Here is a 20,351-nt window from a genome sequence, read left to right as displayed (position 1 = left end):
CATGAAGCTGTTAAGCCCTGAAAGACTGAAGCTGCATGCCTTTATTTGGCTAGTATTGGCAGCTATGAGTGTCGTGAGTTGTATCGTACAATTCTCAAACCAGTCTCCACTACAGACGAATTTACTTGCGTTGCTACCTAAGACCGAGCGTAATGCAGTCGCCGAAGAGGCTGTCACGCAATTGGTCAATTCGGCAGGAAACCGGGTGCTGTTCTTGGTGGGTGCAAGTAGTCAGGAAGTAGCGATTACGGCGGCCCACAGCTTTGCTAATCAACTCAGAGCATTGAATAAAAACAGCGGCCAACCCGCTATGTTTAAACAGGTGTTTTTGGAAGTCCCCGCACTAGATACGAATCAAATCGCTGATTTTTACGCGCCTTATCGCTACAGATTGCTGACGCATGAAGATTACAAAGGTTTGTCTGATGGCCCTTTGCATTTAAACGATCAACTGCAACAAAAGCTATATGCGCCATTCCGTTTTGGCCTTGCCTTGCCGGTAGAGCAAGACCCCTTTGGTTTTGCTGACCGCTGGTTTGCACATTTGCCATTGAAGAATTTTAAATTGGAATTTGAAAATGGGTTGCTAGTCGGGCACAGCGCAGATAAAACGTGGGTGTTTGTTTCGGTAGATCCGGAAGGCTCGGCTTATAGTGATGTTACCCAAGATCAAGTCATGCATGCTATCACCACGGCAGAGTCAAGCTTAAAACAGGCGCATCCTGGTGTCGAATTACTGCGTGCCGGTGCAGTATTTTATGCAAGCAAAGCGCGCCAATCTGCCGAAAAAGAAATGCATATCATTGGCTTGGTTTCGTTATCAGGCATGTTGGTATTGCTTTATTTAATGTTCAGGTCCATTCGTCCATTGGTATTAGGTTTTTTATCAGTGGGCTTTGGTATTTGTACAGCACTTGCAGCCACCATTTACTACTATGGGGAAATTCATTTGATTACCTTGGTGTTTGGCGCCAGCTTAATCGGTGAGGCGATTGATTATGCGATTCAATACTTCTCTGCGCACTTGGGCGCAGGCAAAGATTGGGATCCTGTAAGTGGTCTACGCCGAGTGAGTCCAGCACTGATGTTAGCACTTACTACCAGCGTACTTGGTTACTGTGTATTAGCATTCATGCCTTTTCCGGCGCTGACGCAAATCGCTTTTTTTGCCATTATTGGGCTGGTGGCTGCATGGCTATCGGTGTATTTATTATTACCAGCCACGCTGATGCAGCCAAATTCACATCCGCCAGAAGCGGCAGTAGACATACCGCAGAGATTTCTCAATATATGGCAACGTTATATGACGAAACGTAGCTGCGTCATGATTGTGCTGGCGGTACTCGTCATCTCCGTGCCGGGCTTATTTAAATTAAAAGGGAATGATGATATCCGCTTATTAGTCACGCAGCCGCCTGAGTTGGTTGCGCAAGAGGCTAGCATTCGTCAAATTACCGGAATGAGTAACCAGCATCAATTTTTCTTGGTGGAAGGCGAAACGACGGAACAGTTATTGATGCATGAAGAGGTACTCACTCAACAACTGGATCAGCTAGTCGCGCGCGGGGAGCTTGCTGCCTATAGCGCGATTTCAACGTTTGTCCCTTCCGAAAGCCAGCAGCGTAAGCATCAAGCGGCATGGCAAGCCAACGTTTTCATGCACTCGACCTTGCTGAAAGAGACATTGGCTGAGGCTGGTTTGCGCGATGATATCGCAGGGGCGCTACAGAATGACTTTCAGCACAGCAACAAAAATTTGAATGTGGATGATTGGCTGAAAACCTCATTTTCTACGCCTTTCCGCCATTTATGGCTGGGCAAAACCCAGCAAGGGCATTACGCCAGCATCGTACTTTTGCAAGGCATCAGCAATCCGCAGCTATTAGCGCAATGGGCTGACGACCAAAACATTAACGCGGTGACCTATGTGGATAAAGCGCAGAGTGTGTCCACACTGTTTCATACATATCGTCTCTGGAGTGCCGTGTGGTTGGTATGTGCCATTGTCTTAATCTATGGCGTGCTAAGCTTCCGCTATGGTCCGCGCGTAGGGCTGGTGGTTTTGCTGCCTACATTGTTGGGTATCATGTTTACACTAGGCTTGTTTGGGTATCTCCATATACCGCTCAGCTTTTTTCATATGATGGGATTTATGTTGGTATTAGGCATAGGCGTCAATTACTCCATTTTTATGCGTGAGGGGATCATGGTGGATGTGAAAACACATCAAGCGGCGCTATTAGCCGGCGTGTTGTTATCGGCGGGTACCATGTTGTTGTCTTATGGCATGTTGATATTGAGTGAGATGCCCGTATTATCTAGTTTTGGTTTGACCATGCTAATGGGCGTGGGCTTTGCTGCATTATTATCTTTGATGGTGTTGAGTATTGAGCGCTAAGTATCTATAAATGAAAAATATCGTTCAATACATGATGTTATGGATAGTGCTGTGTACAACGGCTTGTACACACACGCCGTCTCGCTGCGTGCAACTGCCGTCGAATACAGGGCAATATTGTTTACAGCCATCTAGCGTCGTTGCGCCTTTTGCGGTGCAGCAAACGGTAGAAATAAATTATCGTGATGTACATGAAGTCATGATTACAGATTTGGATGTCAGTCAACATGGGCTACAAATGATTGCCTTTACGCCCTTTGGTCAGAAGCTCATGCAAGTGAACGATAATAACGTCAACATCGTTGCGGAAAACCCGCTTGGCGCCCGCTTAGATCCTGCCATGCTGGTCGCATTGTTGCAATTGGCGTTGTGGCCAAGCGATGCTGTCAAGCAAGGGTTAAGCCCTTCGTTAACGCTCATGGAAGCTGCGACAGAGCGCGCTGTACTTTCTGGAAATCAGGTTATTTTACACATGCAATATGCGAATAGATTGGTACCCTATCAACAATTAAGTATTGATATGCCACGTATGCAATTCAGTTTAAACATTAGCACTTTGGTGGATAGCACAGATGCAATTGCACAATAATGCCTATTATTTATCCGCGTTAGGTATCGTTAACGCACTTGGCAATGGTGTGGATGAGATATCACACAAGCTGTTCTCTGGCGATACAAGCGGGCTGGTATTAGAGCATGGATGGCAAGCAGACGGTGAGGCACGCGTGGGCCGTGTGCAATCTAGTTTGCCAGAAATTCCCGATGCTTTCTCCCAATATGCGTGTCATAACAATCGGTTGCTACTTGGCGCCTTAGCGCAAATAGAGGCATTGGTGGCAAGCGCTATTGCGCAATATGGGGCACAGCGGATAGGTGTGGTGCTGGGGACGAGCACCTCTGGCATTGCCGAAAGTGAGCAAGCCGTAAAAGCCCAGCAGTTGGCTGGTGTGATGCCTGAACATTATCACTATCTGCAACAAGAGTTGGGGATGCCCGCACAGTTTCTTGCCAAATATCTAGCGCTTAAGGGGCCAGCCTACGCCGTTTCTACGGCATGCACTTCAAGTGCAAAAGCGTTTCAATCTGCACGTAATTTACTCAAACATGGCTTGTGCGATGCAGTACTTGTGGGCGGGGTGGACTCACTGTGTAAGACAACCATTAATGGATTTGCCTCGCTAGAATCGACGACACAAGAGATTAGCAACCCGATGAGCCAGCATCGCAAAGGCATTAATATTGGCGAGGGCGCAGCGCTCTTTTTAATGACGAAAGAGCGCTTGGCCGATGCATCCGATATTGTCTTGTTAGGGGTTGGTGAAAGCAGTGATGCTTATCATATATCAGCACCTCAACCAGAAGGCTTGGGTGCAGAAGCCGCCATTCGAGCGGCACTGCAAGATGCAGGGAAAACGGTAGAGGAGATTGCTTACATTAACCTACATGCAACAGGTACGCTTAAGAATGATGAGATGGAGAGTCGTGCTGTCGCGCGCGTATTCATCAATGGCGTGCCTTGTAGTGGCACCAAACCGATGACCGGTCATACATTAGGGGCCGCGGGTGCAACAGAACTCGCCTTTTGCTGGATGGCGATACAGCGCAATCAATTGCCGCCGCATGTGTGGGATGGTGAAGCGGATTCGGCGTTGCCACACATTAACCTGATCAGCACAGGCCATACGTTTGGCCCAAGCAAGCCACGTATTTGTATGAGTAATTCATTTGCGTTTGGTGGTAGTAATGTGAGTTTAATCATTGGTGAGCAAGCGAATTCAATCATTTAAATATTGCGTGAAACAGTGAGATGAAACAGTTAAAAGTCATACCTGATATTGCAGATGTTTTGTTGCATAGCGGCAATATGCGTTTATTGGATAGTATTGTTGACTACGATGCAGAGTTTACTATTGCCGCTTACACGCCGGTTTTAGGTGCTTGGTATGCAGACCAAGAAGGCAATATGCCGGCATGGATAGGCATAGAGCTCATGGCGCAGGCCATTTCCGCGCATGCTGGTTTGCTAAAATACGGCAGTACAACGTTGCCTAAACATGGCGCATTGTTAGGCACACGCAGTTATCAAGCGTTTAAGCCTGTGTTTGTGGTCAATCAAGCGCTCATGATTCATGTGACGTTGGTCTATCGCGATATCAGTGGTTTAGGGGCTTATGATTGTCGTATTTACTATCAACAAACTCTCGCAGATGATAGCGCACCCAATCTATTGGCTAAAGCAACCTTAAAAGTGTTTGAGCCAGACAATTTTCAACAATTTTTGCAGGATCACGCATCATGACCATTCGTCGCGTACTTATTACCGGATCTAGTCGGGGCATAGGCCAAGCCATTGCGCTCAGGCTTGCTAAAGAAGGGTTTGCCATTACTGTGCATTGCAGGAGCGGTCGCTCAGAAGCAGATGCAGTCGTTAGCCAAATCATTGGTGAAGGTGGACAAGCGCAAGTGCTACAGTTCGATGTATGCGATCGTGCATCGTGCAAGACGATTCTTGAAGCAGATATCGAGCAACATGGAGCTTACTATGGCATTGTATGTAATGCAGGGATTACCAGTGATGCTGCTTTCCCTGCGCTATCTGAAAGCGATTGGGATAGCGTGTTGGACACTAGCTTGAATGGTTTTTTTAACGTAGTGCATCCACTAACCATGCCCATGTTACGCTTAAAACAGGGCGGGCGCATTGTGACATTAGCGTCTGTATCCGGTGTGATGGGTAATCGTGGACAGGTGAATTACAGCGCCGCTAAGGCTGGCCTTATTGGTGCCACCAAGGCATTGGCTGTGGAGCTAGCAAGCAGGCGTGTCACCGTCAATTGCGTTGCGCCGGGGCTGATCGATACCAGCATGACAGATGACTTGCCAATCAACGAGGCGCTTAAAATGGTGCCGATGAACCGTGTGGGTCAGCCGGAAGAAGTGGCTGCTGCTGTTGCGTTTTTAATGTCGGACGATGCCTCTTACATTACCCGCCAAGTCATTGGCGTCAATGGCGGGATTATCTGATGAAGCGTGTTGTTGTCACAGGAATGGCTGGCATCACGGCGTTGGGTGATGATTGGGACGCCATAGAAAAGGCCCTGCGTGCCAGAAAAAATGGGGTACGCTATATGCCTGAGTGGGACTATATTCAAGCGCTCAATACAAGGATTGCAGCACCTGTTGATTATTTCGTCACGCCAGAGCATTACCCACGCAAAGTCGTGAGAGGCGTTGGGCGCGTGGCAATGTTATCCGTACGCGCCAGTGAGCTTGCGCTTATTGATGCCAATTTACTGAACGACCCAGCGATTACCAACGGCCAAATGGGCGTGGCTTACGGGTCTTCGTCTGGAAGCGTTGATCCGGTGCGTGTATTTGCCCACATGCTAGAAACGGGGTCTATGGAAAATGTGACGTCGACCAGTTATATTCAGATGATGCCGCATACCGCTGCCGTCAATATTGCCTTATTTTTTGGTTTAAAAGGACGCATCATCCCCACTTCCAGTGCATGTACTTCAGGCAGTCAAGGCATTGGCTACGCGTATGAGGCCATTCGTTTTGGTCGACAAACCATGATGCTCGCCGGTGGTGCCGAAGAGATGTCAGCACCGAGCTCAGCCGTGTTTGATACCTTATTTGCCACCAGTAGCCAGAATGACACACCAGCATTAACGCCACGTCCATTTGACCAAAAGCGTGATGGCTTGGTGGTTGGCGAGGGTGCCGCAACCTTGGTGCTGGAAGAATATGAGCATGCCAAAGCACGTGGCGCAAAAATATATGCCGAAATCATCGGGTTTGCTTGTAATTCTGATGGGCGCCACGTGACGCAACCGGCGATGGAAACCATGGCTGTTGCAATGCAGATGGCATTGGATGATGCGAATATTCCGTCGCAAGCGGTAGGTTATGTCAGCGCGCACGGCACAGCAACGGATCGCGGCGATGTCGCTGAAACGCAGGCGACCGAAGCGGTGTTTAATCGCCCGGTACCCATCAGTTCAATGAAGAGTTATTTAGGACACACCTTGGGTGCCTGTGGCGCCATTGAGGCTTGGTGGGGGATAGAAATGATGCGTCGTCACTGGTTTGCACCTACGCTTAACTTAGAAAATGTCGATGCAGCATGTGGGCAGTTGGGCTATATTACAGGGGCTGGAAGTGCTCTGGATATAGAATATATGATGAGTAATAACTTTGCTTTTGGAGGAATCAACACGTCACTTATTTTCAAACGAATGACTTAAAACAGACTTCGCAGTGTTTGAGTAGTCTATGCGTTGCACTTGTACTATTCAACTTGCACTTAACTTTAAACTTACACTCACTTTAAAATTAGAAAAAGAAAGATACCAACATGCATAATAAAATTCTCGCCTTTGTTCTTTGCCTACTTACATTTGCTGCGCTACCAGCGATGGCACGCCAAACAGTCCCTATTGTCAATATCGACAATACGCCAGTCGTCAGTGCTGAGGCTAAAAAATTGAGTGCAGCACAAGTATTGCAAGCTATTAAAGCCGCAGTCATTTCTCAAGGCTGGACAGTGTCTAATGTTGCCGATGGCGTGGTTACCGCCAGTATTCTGGTCAGACAAAAACACACCGTGATTGTTGATATTATTTACGATGCAGACAAGTATTCGATTCATTACAAAGACAGCGTGAATATGAAATATTTAAAAAATAGTGGTGGCGATGAGGTCATTCATCCTTTTTATAATAAATGGGTAGCAACGTTAAATGATGCCATTCGTTTAGAGCTATCTAAACTTTAATGGTCGTGTTGTTTTAAGAGGACGCGACATTGCGCCGTGTAGTAGTCACAGGCATGGGTATTGTTTCTTGTATTGGAAACGATATGGAGACGGTTACGCAGGCTTTACGACAAGGGCGCTCTGGCATTCGGTTTGTGCAGGAGTATGCAGATCTCGGTCTGCGTTCCCAAGTGGCCGGCATTCCAGATATCAGTCATAAGCCGGCCATCGATCGTAAAACCAGACGCTTTATGGCGGATGCCTCAACTTATGCCTACCACGCAATGCAGGATGCGTTGATGGATAGTCAACTGGATGCCAACACAATATCATCGCCTAGTACAGGCTTGGTGGTGGGTTCTGGCGTCGGGTCGCCTTACGAGCACATGGAAGCTGTGGATGTGTTGCGTCAGAAAGGTCTGTCAAAAGTCATTCCCTATGCGGTGCCCAGAATCATGGGCAGCACAACCTCTGCGTGTTTATCCACGGCTTTTGGCATCCATGGCATCAGTTGTTCTATGAGTTCTGCTTGCGCAACTTCTGCACATTGTATTGGCTATGGTGCCGAGCTTATTCAGTTTGGTAAACAAGATGTGATGTTTGTGGGAGGTGCCGAAGAGGTGCGCTGGACCACCACTGCCATGTTTGATGCGATGGGCGCGTTATCCACCAGTTACCCTGATGGTACTGCATCACGGCCTTATGATGTGACAAGGGATGGCTTTGTGATTGCCGGAGGCGCTGGTATTTTGGTGCTAGAGGCCTATGAGCATGCAATAAAACGTGGCGCAAAGATATATGCCGAAATTACTGGGTTTGGTGTGAGTTCCGATGGTGCAGATATGGTATTGCCCTCTGCAGAGGGTGCGGCCCGTGCCATGAAAGCGGCATTGTCACAACACCGCGCCCTACGTGATACACCAGTGGGTTACATTAACGCACACGCAACCTCTACATCGATAGGCGATGTCAGTGAAATAAACGCAATATCAGATGTATTTGGCCATCAAATCCCGCCAATCTCGTCCACCAAAGGACAAACCGGACATCCTATCGCAGCCTCCGGCGTGCATGAGGCTATTTATTCAATGCTCATGCTGAATGGTGGCTTTCTGGCGGGTTGCACCAACCTTACCCAGTTGGATCCAGTACTTACAGGCATGCCTATACTTACGCACACCCTTAATCAGTCGGTAGATACCATGATGACCAATAGTTTTGGTTTTGGCGGCACCAATGTCAGTTTGATATTGAGCCGCTGTTCAATTTAAATTTTGTTATGTCACTATTTGCTATTTAACTAAAGGAAGTTAATAAAAATGAAAAAAATAATACTTACATCCACTGCTTTATTATTCACTGTGTTGAGTCATCAAGCCATTGCTCGCGATGATCACAACTTATACTCCATCGAAGAGGCGCTGAATACACCCGCCGCAAAAGAAAAGATTAACCCTAATATCAAGCTATATTTTGCAACGCAGTCATCTCCCAAAGTGGCCAAAGAGTTAGGTGAGTGGAAAACCAATAAAAAGACGAATGCCTTTAATAAGTCTGATAAAGAAGCCTGTCAGTGGACATTTTTAAGTGCCATTTTAGAGCTACAAGAACGCGCGACTAAAGAAGGTGGCGATGCGGTAGTCGGGATTGTCAGCAACTATAAGGACGTTGAACACAGTAGCACAACCGAATATATGTGCGGCAATGGCGCCTTAATGTCAGGCGTTGCGTTTAAAGCCAAAGTGGTCAAGTTGAAATAAAGTAGTCAAGTTGAAATAAGGCTAGCAAGGCTTGGTACGGGCGCATTCCGTGCCAAGTCTCGGTTAATTTAATGGTTTGAAAGCAACTGCATTGACCAATGTTTCTTCGCGTTTTTTGGGGACTGGGAACCCAAAAAATTCAAACATACCGCAGTCTGGTCTGCTCCACCATAAAAACGGCAGTGAAATTCTAGACTCTGGTAAATCAAATCCAGCGTGACGAATGATGTCGATATACTCCTCTGCTGTTTTTTGCACATGCATAGGGTGTCTGAATAAATATCTGATTTGCGGCGTATATATATAGCGCTTGGTAGACTCTGCAAATAAAAGCACGCCACCGGGTTTTAACACACGAAAGAACTCAGCCATGGCAGCTTCTTGTTCCACAATATGATGAAACGTTTGGTGGCAAAACACCATGTCAAAGGATGCGCTCTCTAAGTGCGTGTTGGCTGCATTGGCTGCGTGTAATTGTACGTTGCTGCTGCAGTGTTTCGCGGCTTTTCCAGCGCGTTCTATAATTGCCGGGTCAGCGTCCAGACCGATAATTAAATCAGGGTGAAATCGTTTGGAGAGTGCTTCAAAGGAGTATCCAAATCCACAGCCTACATCTAATATATTGGCATAGCGTCGCTGATGATTGCCTAGAAGCTTGAGCAAGTCATTCAGTGCGCGATCAAGCACACGGACTTTCCACATATTGGTTTTTAAAAACCAATCACCAAATCGTGTTTCTTTAACAAAAGGTGCGTTTAATTGCATTTTTAAATCCGATTTTTATAATTAAACACACGCACATCTCCTCTCCTAAGCGGTGTTTAACTCAGGTAGGAAAGATGTGCGCAGTATTCTTAAAACATGTTTATTTTACATGCGGATGAAAATTTTCGTGTATTTATCGTGTGGGAAAATATAGTATTGCATCGACTTTAGACGAGGAATTTGCTTTATGCATAATATTGAACACAGCAAGCGCTGGTTAGCGCTGATCTTGCTTTGCTTTGGCGAGTTGATGATTGTGCTGGATACCACCATCGTGAATGTTGCTTTGCCCTCTATCCATGCAGATTTAGGCTTTACAGAAACCGCGCTGGTGTGGGTAGTGAATGCTTACATGCTCACCTTTGGTGGCTTTTTACTATTGGGTGGTAAGTTAGGTGATCTCTATGGCCCACGCAAGCTATTCTTGCTGGGTGTGACATTGTTTACAGTCGCTTCATTGGGCTGCGGCTTGGCCAACAGTCAGGAGATTTTGATTATTGCCAGAGCCATTCAAGGCCTAGCGGCTGCGGTGGTGTCTGCGGTGGCGTTATCGCTCATTATGAATTTATTTACCGCGCCGGATGACCGCGCCAAAGCAATGGGTGTCTATGGATTTGTCTGTGCTGGCGGCGGCAGTATTGGGGTGTTATTAGGTGGTGTGCTGACCGATACCTTGAGCTGGCATTGGATATTTTTAGTGAACCTACCCATAGGGATTGCCGTGTATGTGTGTTGCCTGAAATTATTGCCGGAAAGCCACACCCATGCAGCTGGAGAGCGTCTGGATATTGCGGGTGCCGTGACCATTACGTTGTCGCTGATGTTGGCGGTGTATGCCATCATCAATGGTAATGCGGCGGGCTGGTTATCCACACAGACGCTAAGCTTGCTTGCGTTGGCAGTGTTGCTGTTTGCCGTATTTATCGTCATAGAAACGCGCGTGGCGCTACCACTGATGCCTTTAGGTCTGTTTCGCTTACGTAACTTGCTGATTGCCAATATTGCCGCAGTGCTTTGGGCGGCCGCGATGTTTGCCTGGTTCTTTATCTCAGCCTTATATCTGCAATTGGTGTTGGAATATAGTGCTTTGCAAGTTGGCTTGGCATTTTTGCCGTCTAATTTAATCATGGCGGCCTTTTCGCTAGGCATCTCTGCCAAATTGGTGACACGCTTTGGCATCAAACCGCCGCTGGTAGGGGGTCTGTTGGTGGCTGCATTAGGTTTATTGCTATTTGCACAGGCACCTTTGGCGGGAGATTTTATGTGGGATGTGTTGCCCGGCATGGTGTTGCTGGGCTTGGGTGCCGGTGTTGCGTTTAACCCGATGTTGCTGGTGGCCATGAGTGATGTGGATCCGGCAGATTCCGGTTTGGCATCTGGCATCGTCAATACATCGTTCATGATGGGTGGCGCCTTGGGTCTGGCTGTGTTGGCTAGCTTAGCCGCCATGCGTACAGGGCAACTGCTAGAAGCGGGCGAAATCCCCAAACTTGCACTCAATGCCGGCTATCAATTGACTTTTGTACTGGGTGCATCGTTTGCTGCATTGGCGGCCTTGCTAAGCGCCGTGTTTTTACGTACGCCAAAAACACTAGCAGATGTGAGCGTTCACTAGTTATTGTATGCGCTCATGTAAATACTAGGCCTTTTGTTTGGCTTTAATCATGGCTATCATTTGGTCAAGTGCTGCTCCCCAGCCTTCTTCAAATCCCATTTGGGCATGTCTGGCACGGCTGTCTTCGTCTGTGTGCATGGCAAAGGCGGTATAGCGTGTACCATTGGCATGCGGCTCCAGCAAAATGATGCCGGTAAATAATAGTTCTGCACATTCGTGATCGGGATTGGCCTGTGGGCGTTCAACAGGACGAAAACCTGGAGCTAGTGCATTGGTCCAGACCAGTTTTTGATTGGGTACGACTTCCAAATAACAGCCTGTGCTTGGAAATTCCTGCCCTTCCGGCGAACGCATGACGGTAAAAAACGTACCACCTGGCCGCAGATCAATAGTGCAGTCTACGGTTTTCCACGGCAGCGGGCAAAACCACTGCATCAGCTGCTCCGGCTTGGTCCATGCGTCCCAAACTAGCTGGTGCGGCACATCAATCACACGCTCGAACATTAAATCCAGCGCTGGGTCATAAGTCGTAGTGTTCGTCATCACGTATGCTCCTTACTATCAATTTGGAGTACTATAAAATGAATACTGCAATTTGCACAAGGGTGATGAACTATGCAGTTAGCATGTAGATCAAAACGACATGTAACAAGCCACTTGGTGTTGATGAAACATATCGGTAAGGGGGGGGCAGATCATGAAATATACATTAGCGATGGTCGGGTGCATGCTGACGATGCAGGCGCAGGCTGCTATTTATATTTGCCAAAGCACAGCTCAAGCAGATGGGCGTCAGAATAAGGTCTATCAGGATAGCCCGTGTACAACGCGCACTATTGGTCAGTTAGCGCATGTACCGGAGGCACCGCTAGAAGACCAGCAACGTGTGCAAAAAAGCATTGCGGCTGCCAATGCACAATATATACAAAGAATGCAGATGTTTGAGCAAGAGCGTCAAATGGTGTTGGAAGAACAAAGGCAGAATTTAGCATTGGCAGTGGAAAGAGAGCGGTTGGCCCAATTAGAAGCGCAAACGTTGGAGAACAGTCGCCCTGTTTTTGTTTATTGGCCGCGTGTACGGGGCCATGGCTACCGCCCCCAAAAACCATTCAATCATCAAGGCTCACATCTAGGCCGTTGGTCCGATGTTCGCCATCGCCCGGCTGGGGTTGGTGTCAGTATTGAATACAATCGTTAATCTGCAAATGCATGATGAGTGTTTGTCACCGGCGCTGTGCTAAGCTTGCGAGATGGTAGGGATTTTATTAGCAGCAGGGTTTTCTCGCAGGTTTGGCACACAAGATAAGCTGTTGCAGTGCCTGCCTGATGGTCGGCCTATCGCACTGGCGGCGGCGCAATCTTTGGTGAGTGCGGTGCCGGTTTCTGTGGCGGTGGTGCGTGAGGATAATCATGCGTTAAAAGCGTTGCTATCAGCCGCTGGTTTAGTGGTGATTGCCTGTCCGCAAGAGGCACAGGTCATGGCGGATAGCTTATCTTTTGCCGTGCGTTATGCCAGCCAGTTAACGGCAGCGCAAGATGGGTTTGTCATCGCCTTAGCCGATATGCCATATATTGCCGCTACATCCATTAAGCAAGTGATCACTACCATGCAAGAGGGCGCGGCTATTGTGGTACCAACTTATCATGGGCAGCGTGGGCACCCGGTAGGATTTTCTGCAAAGTTTGCGGATGCATTGACGCACTTACAGGGTGATCAGGGTGCACGTGCCATTATTCAGCAGCATCAAGATGAGGTATATCTACTTGCGTGTGACGATGCTGGCGTTCTGTCAGATATTGATACGCCAGCCGATTTAGAAAGCGAGCGCTAGAAAAAATCAGGCGCTACAACGCAGTGCTTCAGGCATGGCAATGCCATTTTTCTGTTGCTGTGCACGTATCTGAATGAGCTCCGCAAGAATGGCAACCGCAATCTCCGCAGGCGTCCGGCTGCCAATATTCAAGCCGACCGGGCCGTTCAATTTGGCAATTTCGTACTCACTCAAATCAAACATGCGCAAACGGTCACGGCGTTTTTCCTGATTTTTGTGTGCGCCTAGCGCACCGACATAAAACGCATCAGATTTTAATGCCTCTAGTAGCGCCATGTCGTCCAGCTTAGGGTCGTGTGTCACGGCTACAATCGCGGTACGGGCATCCGGTTGTATGTCCAGCACTACATCATCCGGCATGCCATATACCCAAGTGGCGCCTTCTACATGCCATTCACTTTGCATGTCCTCACGCGGGTCGCAAATCAGCACGTCAAATTCCAATACTTGCGCCATGCTGGCCAGCACGCTGCCCAATTGGTTGGCGCCAATAATCAATAGGCGCCACTGTGGCCCAAAATAACTGTGAAACCAATCGCCTTCTATGCGCGGTAACCCCTCTGGCAGTACCGCTGTGATTTTTACCTGACCGCTACTCAGACAAACAGAACGCTTAATGAGCGTGCGTTGCTCAATGCCGTGCAGTAATGGGGTAAGTTGTTCAGCGCTGCTGAGCGGTTCAGCAAAAACAGTGAGGCGACCACCGCAGGGAATGCCAAAGCGTTGTGCTTCATTTTGATTCACACCATATTCAAGTACCGCAGGTGCGGTGGGTAGCTGCCCATGCTTGGCTTTGTCAGCCAAGTCATCTTCAATACAGCCGCCAGATACAGAGCCAATCAGATGGCCATCATCGCGCACCACCAAAATGGCGCCGGGCAAACGTGGTGCCGAGCCCCAGGTTTGTATCACGGTGAATAAATGCGCGCTGTGACCTTGCGCTAGCCATGTCTGCGCACGGTGCAGCACTTCCCAATCGGCTGATTTCAGCATATTAGGCGAGTTGCGTGCCAATCGGTAGGGTGCGGATGCGCTTGCCTGTTGCCGCAAAAATGGCATTGGTTACCGCAGGTGCGACCGGAGGTAATCCGGGTTCACCCACGCCACCCATTTTCTCAGTGCTGGGGACGATGTAGACCTCGACTTTTGGCATGTCTTTCATGCGCAACACTTGGTAATCGTGAAAATTAGATTGCTGGACTTGCCCGTCTTTAAACGTAATTTCACTTTGCAGGGCAGCGCCCAAGCCAAATGAAACGGATGATTGCATTTGTGCCGTGAGTGATTCCGGATTCACTGCTAAACCACAATCAATGGCCGAGATCATACGGTGTACCTTCACTTCGCCGGCGTTTACAGATACTTCTGCCACCTGTGCCACAAAGCTACCAAAAGATTCGTGCACAGCAATGCCTCTGAACACGCCTTTAGGGAGTGGTTTCTCCCAGTCGGCTTTTTCGGCTGCCAAGTTCAATGCTGCCAAATGACGTGGATGGTCTTTCAGTAATTCACGTCTGTATTCCAGCGGATCACGTTTAGCGGCATTTGCCAGTTCGTCAATCAGGCTTTCCATCACAAAAGCTGTGTGGCTATGACCAACAGAGCGCCACCAAAGTACGGGGATACCAGCTTTTACAGTATGCAATTGCATCTGATGGTTAGCAATGCCTTTGAGATAAGGCGAGTCAGCAGTGCCTTCGACCGAAGTAGCGTCTACGCCATCTTTGATCATGACAGTTTCAAATGGCGTACCCAGCATGATGGATTGTCCTACGGCCGTATGTTCCCAGGCGATAGGCAATCCCTTGTCATCCAGCGCAATATTGGCTTGGTGTAAAAACATAGGGCGGTAATAACCACCCTTCACATCATCCTCACGGCTCCATACGGTTTTGACTGGCACACCTGCAGCTTTGGCTACTTGTACAGCTTCCGATACAAAATCGGCAGCCGGGTTTGCGCGGCGGCCAAAGCCACCCCCTAAAAATAAAGTGTGAATGGTCACTTGCTCTGGCTTCAGTCCCAGTATTTTAGCGGCAGCGGCTTGGTCCGTCGTTTGCATCTGGGTGCCTGTCCAAATCTCGCAAGCATCTTTGTCTATCTTCACAGTGCAATTCAGTGGCTCCATGGGCGAGTGTGCCAAATAAGGCGCAACATATTCTGCTTTCACCACGGTTTTGGCTTGTTTGAGTGCGGCTTGGCTATCGCCGGCTTTGGCAGCTACGGTACCCGTAGTCGCTGCAAGTGCGCGGTAATCCTCTACCATTTTTTTGGAGTCTAGCCCTGCATTCGGGCCCAAATCCCAATCAATCTTCAACGCATCGCGGCCTTGTTTCGCAGACCAGTAATTGTCAGCAATCACGGCTACACCAGTCGGCACTTGTACTACATTCTGTACGCCTTTGATCTGCTTACTTGCGCTAGCATCAAAAGATTTTACTTTGCCGCCAAACACGGGAGCGCGTGCCACCATGGCCGTTTTGAGGCCTTCGAATTGTACATCTTGACCAAATTTTGCCGTGCCGTTGATTTTTGCGGCGCTATCTAATCGCTTCGTCGCTTTACCTATAATCTTCCAGTCTTTAGGGTCTTTCAACACAACGGTGGTAGGGGTTTCTAGTTTGGCCGCGGCTTCTGCTAGCTCACCATAACTGATTTTTTTGTCCGCGCTCACTACAAAGCCATTTTCGGTACGCAATGTTTCTTTGGCCACGCCTAATTCCTGCGCAGCTGCGTTGATGAGGAGCGCGCGTGTCAAAGCGCCAGCTTGGCGGTAGCGGTCAAACTCTGACCAAGTGGTGGATGACCCGCCAGTGATTTGAATGCCATAAGCAGTATGCACATACTGCGGCGCAGCGCCTGCATGTTCGACTTGTATCTTGCTCCAATCGGCATCCAGTTCTTCGGCAATCAGCATCGGTAACGTCGTCCAGATGCTTTGTCCCATCTCACTGTGGGCAAGTAGGACGGTAATGGTGTTATCTGTGCCTATGCGTAGAAAAGCATTCGGCGCAGGTAACTTACTACCACCGGCATCGGCAGGTGCTTTTGTTTCACCCGGTAATAAAAAGCGCTTGGCTTGTGGAATCGCAAAGGCAATGACAAGGCCACCTGCTACCAATGCGGTGGCTTTGATAAAGGTACGTCTGGAAATATTCAATGGCGCATTCATGGTGGGTTCCTTATGCTAATTTTTCAGCAGCGGCATGAATGGCTGCACGAATACGCGGATAGGTACCGCAGCGACAGATGTTGCCACTCATGGCGGCGTCTATGTCTGCGTCTGTTGGTTTGTGATTGGTGGTGAGCAAGGCAGTAGCCGCCATGATTTGACCAGACTGACAGTAGCCACACTGTACTACATCAATCTCGCGCCAAGCTGCTTGTACCACTTGTCCTACTTGATCTTCTTGCATGGCTTCGATTGTGGTGATTTTCTTACCCGCTGCCATGGAAACTGGTGTAATGCAGGAGCGAATCGGTTGGCCATCCAGATGTACGGTGCAGGCACCACACTGCGCCATGCCACAGCCAAATTTGGTGCCGGTCATGTGCAGCACATCCCTTAATGCCCACAGAATCGGCATGTCTTCCGGTGCATCTAGGCTTTCATCTTTACCGTTAATATTCAGTTTGAACATTGTGCGTTATCCTTTATTTTTGATTTGTCACACTTTACCTAGCATGACAAATGGAAAATTGGTCATGGCATCATAGTAAACAAGATAATCGCATAGTGTAAGCCTTCATAATATGGAATAATTTGGAATTTATAATTCCATATTTCGGATGAATTGCCATGCAAAACCAGTTAGAGATGTTGCGAATTTTTAAGGTGGTCGCAGAGTCTGCCAACTTTAAGGATGCGTCTGTGCGTTTGGGCGTGTCGCCACAATCAGTCACGCGTGCCATTAAAGAGTTTGAAGAGCAATTAGGCGAGCCGTTGTTCTACCGTAGTACACGCAATACCACTATTACTGAATTTGGCCGACAAATGGCACAAAAATGTGTCGGCGTGATTGATCAAGTGGATGCTTTGTTCGAGACGAATAAGGGCTCAGCTAAACAGAGTATCGAGGGCTCGGTCAAAATCACCATGCCCAATGCGTTTGGACGCCAATTTCTGTTACCTGCCTTAATTGCGTTATCCCAAGAATATCCCAGTATTCAATTGGATTTAAGATTCTCTGATTTGATTGATAACGTGGTGGCTGACCAAATGGATATTGGCGTACGTGTGGGTGTGTTTGGTAATAGTCGCCATGTGGCTAGGCGGGTTAGAGATGTAAAGTTCTCTATCGTAGGCGCACCTGCACTCATTGAGCGCTATGGCACTCCTCAGCAAGTCAGTGATTTATGTCAAATGCCTTATACCGGGTTAATTGATCAGAACACTGGCAGAATGTGGCCTTGGTATTTTGCCAGTGAGCCGGAGTGTGTGCCTACCGCGCCAGTGTTTTCTACCGATGACCCAGAGGCCGAATTACAAGCAGTGCTGGCGGGTATCGGCTTTGCTCAGTTGCCAGATTTTGCATGTGCTGAGCATATACGTGCTGGAAAGTTGGTGGCTGTGCTACCAGAACAGTCGCCTAGCCCTTGGGGTGTGTATGTCTATCGCCCGCAACGTGGCCCAGTGTCAGAGCGCGTCAGAGTGGTATTTGATCGTTTAGTGAGCGTACTGGCGGAGGCTAGATTGTCTTGATGTATCAAGCGGATTTAGGTGCGTACTGCGCCAAAATATGTTTGCACATGCCGTTGGCCAACTCTTCCTCGCCATAAAATACACGGCCGATATCTTCTTTGCGCAGACGTTCTGACTCATCTTCACTATGTGTTCTCAATACAATTTGAATTTCTGGCCGCAGTAATTTAGCCGTGGTGACCATCTTTCTTACGTCAATGGTATCGGGTGTGGCCACTACCAGCATAGAAGCGTTAGCAATATGTGCTTGAATCAGCACACTGGGGTCAGCCGCATTGCCAGAAACCGCTGGGATACCTGCTTTACGCAAATTTTCGACGATTTCGCGATTCTCTTCAGCTATCACAAACGGAATGTTGCTGGACAGCAGTGCGTTGGCGATACGCTTGCCTACTCTGCCATAGCCAACCAATACAATCTGCCCTTCCAAATACTTGCGTTCGGTACTCATCGGTAGTTCGGCAAATGGGTCGGTGCGCTTTTCCAAATCACTGGCGGTTTTGGAAATGTCGATGAGCCATTTCTTAAAGGGTTGGATGGCGGAGAATAGCAATGGGTTAAGCGCAATCGAAATCAGTGCTGCGGCCAAAATCAAACTCATGCCTTCTGCCGGAAGCAAGCCTAATGATAGCCCCAGTCCTGCCAAAATAAAGGAGAACTCACCAATTTGTGCCAGGCTGGCGGCAACAATCAGTGCGCTATTCAGCGGATAGCGGAAAGCCAGTGTGATGGCCATGGCTGCCAGTGATTTGCCAATGATGATTACGCCCACGGTTGCCAATACATTCAATGGTTGCTCAATAAGAATCGATGGCTGAAATAACATGCCGACCGAGACGAAAAATAGCACGGCAAACGCATCGCGTAACGGTAACGATTCTTCGGCGGCACGATGGCTAAACTCTGATTCTCGCATCACCATGCCGGCAAAGAACGCACCCAGTGCAAATGAGACGTTAAATAACATGGAAGCACCGTACGCAATGCCAATGGCGGTAGAAATAACCGATAAGGTAAATAATTCGCGTGAGCCGGTTTTGGCTATGTGCCACAGCAGCCAAGGCAGCACGCGCTTACCAACAACCAACATCATCAGAATAAAGCCGACCACTTGCAACAGGGTAATGCCGATGGTTTGCCATAGTGGCGTGTCAGAGGCTTCTGCAACACTGCCACCCAGCAAGCCTGCCATTGGCGGAAGCAACACCAACACCAATACGGTGAGCAGGTCTTCTACCACCAGCCACCCCACCGTGATTTTACCGTTCATGCTCTCCAGCATATTTCTGGACTCAAGCGCACGTAACAACACAACCGTGCTTGCGCAAGACAATGCTAGGCCGAATACGAGTCCTTCACCGAGCGTCCATCCCCATAAATGGGTAAGGTACATACCAAGCAACGTGGCCATCGTCATTTGTACAATCGCACCGGGGATAGCAATGCGGCGCACGGCCATGAGGTCATTGATTGAGAAGTGTAAGCCTACGCCAAACATCAGCAGCATCACGCCAATTTCAGAGAGTTGTGAGGCAATATGGACATCGGCAACAAATCCTGGTGTGGCGGGCCCAATTAAAATACCCGCCACTAAATAGCCTACCAATGCAGACAGTTTTAGGCGCTCGGCAATGAAGCCAAAAATTAAGGCAAGCCCAAAGCCCGAGGCAATGGTAGAAATGAGTGTAATGTTATGTTCCATGTTTTATTATTTTCTTGGTTACACACGCATCGTAAAGATTGAGAGTAGTGCTGATAAAGATGGTACACCACAAATTAAAACGTGTAATGGGTTGTTAAAGCGGATAAGGTTGATTGCGAATAATTGGCTAAAACGCATCATGGCGATATATGTTGCTCACCATTTGAGACAAAGCAATCAGCGATTAGAGCACAGGTTGTCTCAGCAGTTCCATCACTTCTGGAATGGCTGCTCTATCAGCGTTGCTGCCGTCGCTCGTGCGTTTGGTGGCAATGCGCATATCATCATACTCAAACACGCTGAGTTTTTGAATCCCGAATTCAGTTTCCAGCGTAAAGACTTGTACGGTTTTGCGCACTTTATCTTTTTTATCCTTGCTGGGTTTGTCAGAAATTCGATAAGCCTTTTCGCTGCTCTCAAAAGGGATTTGCTGGTTGAGCAAGAAGATTTCAACTTCTTTAGCACTGTCTGCAAATAGATAAATATCGGTCTGTGCGTATTTTCCCGCGGTACCATCTAGCACGCTACCGGTCAGATGTGGATTGAATCGCTCGAATAATTGCATGGTCGCGAGTGCCGCTTTTCTAAGCTTATTTAACTCTAGCGGTTGTTCGTCTGCATTGTAGATTTCATGATACAGCCGGATTTCTTGTTCGATCTCAGCATTGCTGGGCAGTGCACCATTCTCAATCACACCAAGCTGACGCCCAGCTTTTTTTTTAGCATAGGCAAAGTCATGAATGCCATCTTCAGCCATCATGCGTGCTGCTGCTTGAGCAATCAATTGGCGCAGTTGTTCGACATTCTCTCTTGCCATG

Annotated in this window: 20 protein-coding genes; 13 read left to right on the top strand and 7 right to left on the bottom strand. The window is 48.3% G+C overall.

All coding sequences use genetic code 11. The annotated features are described in order from the left end of the window. Position 1: 1 nt before the first annotated feature. From FG11_RS10625 to FG11_RS10585, 9 genes are all read left to right on the top strand, one after another. On the top strand, positions 2-2,398 hold the full coding sequence (locus tag FG11_RS10625; RefSeq protein WP_047534964.1) for an MMPL family transporter: 2,397 nt from the start codon (positions 2-4) through the stop codon (positions 2,396-2,398). Positions 2,399-2,408: 10 nt separating this feature from the next. Further along, positions 2,409-2,987: a DUF3261 domain-containing protein gene (locus FG11_RS10620; protein ID WP_047534962.1), complete on the top strand. Its 579-nt coding sequence runs from the start codon at positions 2,409-2,411 to the stop codon at positions 2,985-2,987. Then, positions 2,971-4,185: a beta-ketoacyl-[acyl-carrier-protein] synthase family protein gene (locus FG11_RS10615; RefSeq protein ID WP_047534960.1), complete on the top strand. Its 1,215-nt coding sequence runs from the start codon at positions 2,971-2,973 to the stop codon at positions 4,183-4,185. Before FG11_RS10620 ends, FG11_RS10615 begins: the two co-directional genes overlap by 17 nt. A gap of 20 nt (positions 4,186-4,205) precedes the next feature. After that, complete coding sequence (locus FG11_RS10610) at positions 4,206-4,697, top strand: ApeP family dehydratase (protein WP_047534957.1); 492 nt, start codon at positions 4,206-4,208, stop codon at positions 4,695-4,697. Then, positions 4,694-5,422 (top strand): 3-ketoacyl-ACP reductase FabG2, encoded by a 729-nt coding sequence (locus FG11_RS10605; RefSeq protein WP_047534952.1) that lies wholly within the window; start codon positions 4,694-4,696, stop codon positions 5,420-5,422. The genes FG11_RS10610 and FG11_RS10605 overlap by 4 nt, the downstream gene beginning before the upstream one ends. Beyond that, positions 5,422-6,648, top strand: coding sequence for a beta-ketoacyl-ACP synthase (locus FG11_RS10600; RefSeq protein ID WP_047534950.1), 1,227 nt, complete (start codon positions 5,422-5,424; stop codon positions 6,646-6,648). Before FG11_RS10605 ends, FG11_RS10600 begins: the two co-directional genes overlap by 1 nt. Positions 6,649-6,758: 110 nt before the next feature. Beyond that, entirely contained in the window at positions 6,759-7,178 is a 420-nt protein-coding gene (locus FG11_RS10595; protein ID WP_020183051.1) for a hypothetical protein, read from the top strand. Between the two features lie 29 nt (positions 7,179-7,207). Then, complete coding sequence (locus FG11_RS10590; RefSeq protein WP_047534946.1) at positions 7,208-8,428, top strand: beta-ketoacyl synthase N-terminal-like domain-containing protein; 1,221 nt, start codon at positions 7,208-7,210, stop codon at positions 8,426-8,428. A gap of 48 nt (positions 8,429-8,476) precedes the next feature. Then, positions 8,477-8,917 carry a hypothetical protein gene (locus FG11_RS10585; protein WP_020183049.1) on the top strand — a complete coding sequence of 147 codons (441 nt, stop codon included), beginning with the start codon at positions 8,477-8,479 and terminating at the stop codon, positions 8,915-8,917. A gap of 63 nt (positions 8,918-8,980) precedes the next feature. On the opposite strand, the gene FG11_RS10580 is transcribed toward FG11_RS10585, so the two are convergent. Further along, positions 8,981-9,682, bottom strand: a complete 702-nt coding sequence (locus tag FG11_RS10580) for a class I SAM-dependent methyltransferase (protein WP_047534943.1) — start codon at positions 9,680-9,682, stop codon at positions 8,981-8,983. 187 nt (positions 9,683-9,869) lie between these two features. Here FG11_RS10580 and FG11_RS10575 point away from each other — a divergent pair, with 187 nt between their 5' ends. Beyond that, entirely contained in the window at positions 9,870-11,297 is a 1,428-nt protein-coding gene (locus FG11_RS10575) for a DHA2 family efflux MFS transporter permease subunit (protein ID WP_047534940.1), read from the top strand. 24 nt (positions 11,298-11,321) lie between these two features. On the opposite strand, the gene FG11_RS10570 is transcribed toward FG11_RS10575, so the two are convergent. Then, positions 11,322-11,840, bottom strand: coding sequence for an SRPBCC family protein (locus tag FG11_RS10570; RefSeq protein ID WP_047534938.1), 519 nt, complete (start codon positions 11,838-11,840; stop codon positions 11,322-11,324). Between the two features lie 154 nt (positions 11,841-11,994). Between FG11_RS10570 and FG11_RS10565 the strand changes: the two genes are divergently transcribed. After that, positions 11,995-12,495: a hypothetical protein gene (locus FG11_RS10565; RefSeq protein ID WP_047534935.1), complete on the top strand. Its 501-nt coding sequence runs from the start codon at positions 11,995-11,997 to the stop codon at positions 12,493-12,495. A gap of 52 nt (positions 12,496-12,547) precedes the next feature. Further along, positions 12,548-13,129, top strand: coding sequence for a nucleotidyltransferase family protein (locus tag FG11_RS10560; RefSeq protein ID WP_025225025.1), 582 nt, complete (start codon positions 12,548-12,550; stop codon positions 13,127-13,129). Between the two features lie 6 nt (positions 13,130-13,135). On the opposite strand, the gene FG11_RS10555 is transcribed toward FG11_RS10560, so the two are convergent. From FG11_RS10555 to FG11_RS10545, 3 genes are read right to left on the bottom strand one after another with little or no spacing between them, the layout of a single operon-like run. After that, complete coding sequence (locus FG11_RS10555; protein ID WP_047536118.1) at positions 13,136-14,119, bottom strand: XdhC family protein; 984 nt, start codon at positions 14,117-14,119, stop codon at positions 13,136-13,138. 4 nt (positions 14,120-14,123) lie between these two features. Continuing rightward, the gene (locus FG11_RS10550) at positions 14,124-16,301 is read right to left on the bottom strand and encodes a xanthine dehydrogenase family protein molybdopterin-binding subunit (protein WP_047534932.1); all 2,178 of its coding nucleotides are present in this window, start codon (positions 16,299-16,301) and stop codon (positions 14,124-14,126) included. Between the two features lie 10 nt (positions 16,302-16,311). Next, on the bottom strand, positions 16,312-16,770 hold the full coding sequence (locus tag FG11_RS10545) for a (2Fe-2S)-binding protein (protein ID WP_047534929.1): 459 nt from the start codon (positions 16,768-16,770) through the stop codon (positions 16,312-16,314). A 158-nt stretch (positions 16,771-16,928) separates the two neighbouring features. Here FG11_RS10545 and FG11_RS10540 point away from each other — a divergent pair, with 158 nt between their 5' ends. After that, positions 16,929-17,831 carry a LysR family transcriptional regulator gene (locus tag FG11_RS10540; RefSeq protein WP_020183040.1) on the top strand — a complete coding sequence of 301 codons (903 nt, stop codon included), beginning with the start codon at positions 16,929-16,931 and terminating at the stop codon, positions 17,829-17,831. Positions 17,832-17,835: 4 nt separating this feature from the next. Here FG11_RS10540 and ybaL read toward each other — a convergent pair whose 3' ends face one another. Both ybaL and FG11_RS10530 read right to left on the bottom strand, forming a co-directional pair. After that, the gene (gene ybaL / locus FG11_RS10535; RefSeq protein WP_047534925.1) at positions 17,836-19,533 is read right to left on the bottom strand and encodes a YbaL family putative K(+) efflux transporter; all 1,698 of its coding nucleotides are present in this window, start codon (positions 19,531-19,533) and stop codon (positions 17,836-17,838) included. 184 nt (positions 19,534-19,717) lie between these two features. Then, a complete protein-coding gene (locus FG11_RS10530) occupies positions 19,718-20,350 on the bottom strand; it encodes a hypothetical protein (protein ID WP_020183038.1) in 633 nt (210 codons plus the stop codon). Between the last annotated feature and the right edge of the window lies 1 nt (position 20,351).

This window comes from Methylotenera sp. N17 (assembly GCF_000799155.1).
Lineage (GTDB): Bacteria > Pseudomonadota > Gammaproteobacteria > Burkholderiales > Methylophilaceae > Methylophilus.
This window is presented reverse-complemented; position numbering and strand designations above follow the sequence as displayed.

Excerpts from the sequence above, each read along its gene's own strand:
- FG11_RS10595 (WP_020183051.1), top strand. The coding sequence starts at position 6,759 with ATGCATAATAAAATTCTCGCCTTTGTTCTTTGCCTACTTACATTTGCT.
- FG11_RS10610 (WP_047534957.1), top strand. The coding sequence starts at position 4,206 with ATGAAACAGTTAAAAGTCATACCTGATATTGCAGATGTTTTGTTGCAT.
- FG11_RS10575 (WP_047534940.1), top strand. The coding sequence starts at position 9,870 with ATGCATAATATTGAACACAGCAAGCGCTGGTTAGCGCTGATCTTGCTT.
- FG11_RS10580 (WP_047534943.1), bottom strand. The coding sequence starts at position 9,682 with ATGCAATTAAACGCACCTTTTGTTAAAGAAACACGATTTGGTGATTGG.
- FG11_RS10620 (WP_047534962.1), top strand. The coding sequence starts at position 2,409 with ATGAAAAATATCGTTCAATACATGATGTTATGGATAGTGCTGTGTACA.
- FG11_RS10565 (WP_047534935.1), top strand. The coding sequence starts at position 11,995 with ATGAAATATACATTAGCGATGGTCGGGTGCATGCTGACGATGCAGGCG.
- FG11_RS10570 (WP_047534938.1), bottom strand. The coding sequence starts at position 11,840 with ATGACGAACACTACGACTTATGACCCAGCGCTGGATTTAATGTTCGAG.
- FG11_RS10615 (WP_047534960.1), top strand. The coding sequence starts at position 2,971 with ATGCAATTGCACAATAATGCCTATTATTTATCCGCGTTAGGTATCGTT.
- FG11_RS10625 (WP_047534964.1), top strand. The coding sequence starts at position 2 with ATGAAGCTGTTAAGCCCTGAAAGACTGAAGCTGCATGCCTTTATTTGG.
- FG11_RS10605 (WP_047534952.1), top strand. The coding sequence starts at position 4,694 with ATGACCATTCGTCGCGTACTTATTACCGGATCTAGTCGGGGCATAGGC.
- ybaL (WP_047534925.1), bottom strand. The coding sequence starts at position 19,533 with ATGGAACATAACATTACACTCATTTCTACCATTGCCTCGGGCTTTGGG.
- FG11_RS10550 (WP_047534932.1), bottom strand. The coding sequence starts at position 16,301 with ATGAATGCGCCATTGAATATTTCCAGACGTACCTTTATCAAAGCCACC.
- FG11_RS10560 (WP_025225025.1), top strand. The coding sequence starts at position 12,548 with ATGGTAGGGATTTTATTAGCAGCAGGGTTTTCTCGCAGGTTTGGCACA.
- FG11_RS10540 (WP_020183040.1), top strand. The coding sequence starts at position 16,929 with ATGCAAAACCAGTTAGAGATGTTGCGAATTTTTAAGGTGGTCGCAGAG.
- FG11_RS10545 (WP_047534929.1), bottom strand. The coding sequence starts at position 16,770 with ATGTTCAAACTGAATATTAACGGTAAAGATGAAAGCCTAGATGCACCG.
- FG11_RS10600 (WP_047534950.1), top strand. The coding sequence starts at position 5,422 with ATGAAGCGTGTTGTTGTCACAGGAATGGCTGGCATCACGGCGTTGGGT.
- FG11_RS10585 (WP_020183049.1), top strand. The coding sequence starts at position 8,477 with ATGAAAAAAATAATACTTACATCCACTGCTTTATTATTCACTGTGTTG.
- FG11_RS10530 (WP_020183038.1), bottom strand. The coding sequence starts at position 20,350 with ATGGCAAGAGAGAATGTCGAACAACTGCGCCAATTGATTGCTCAAGCA.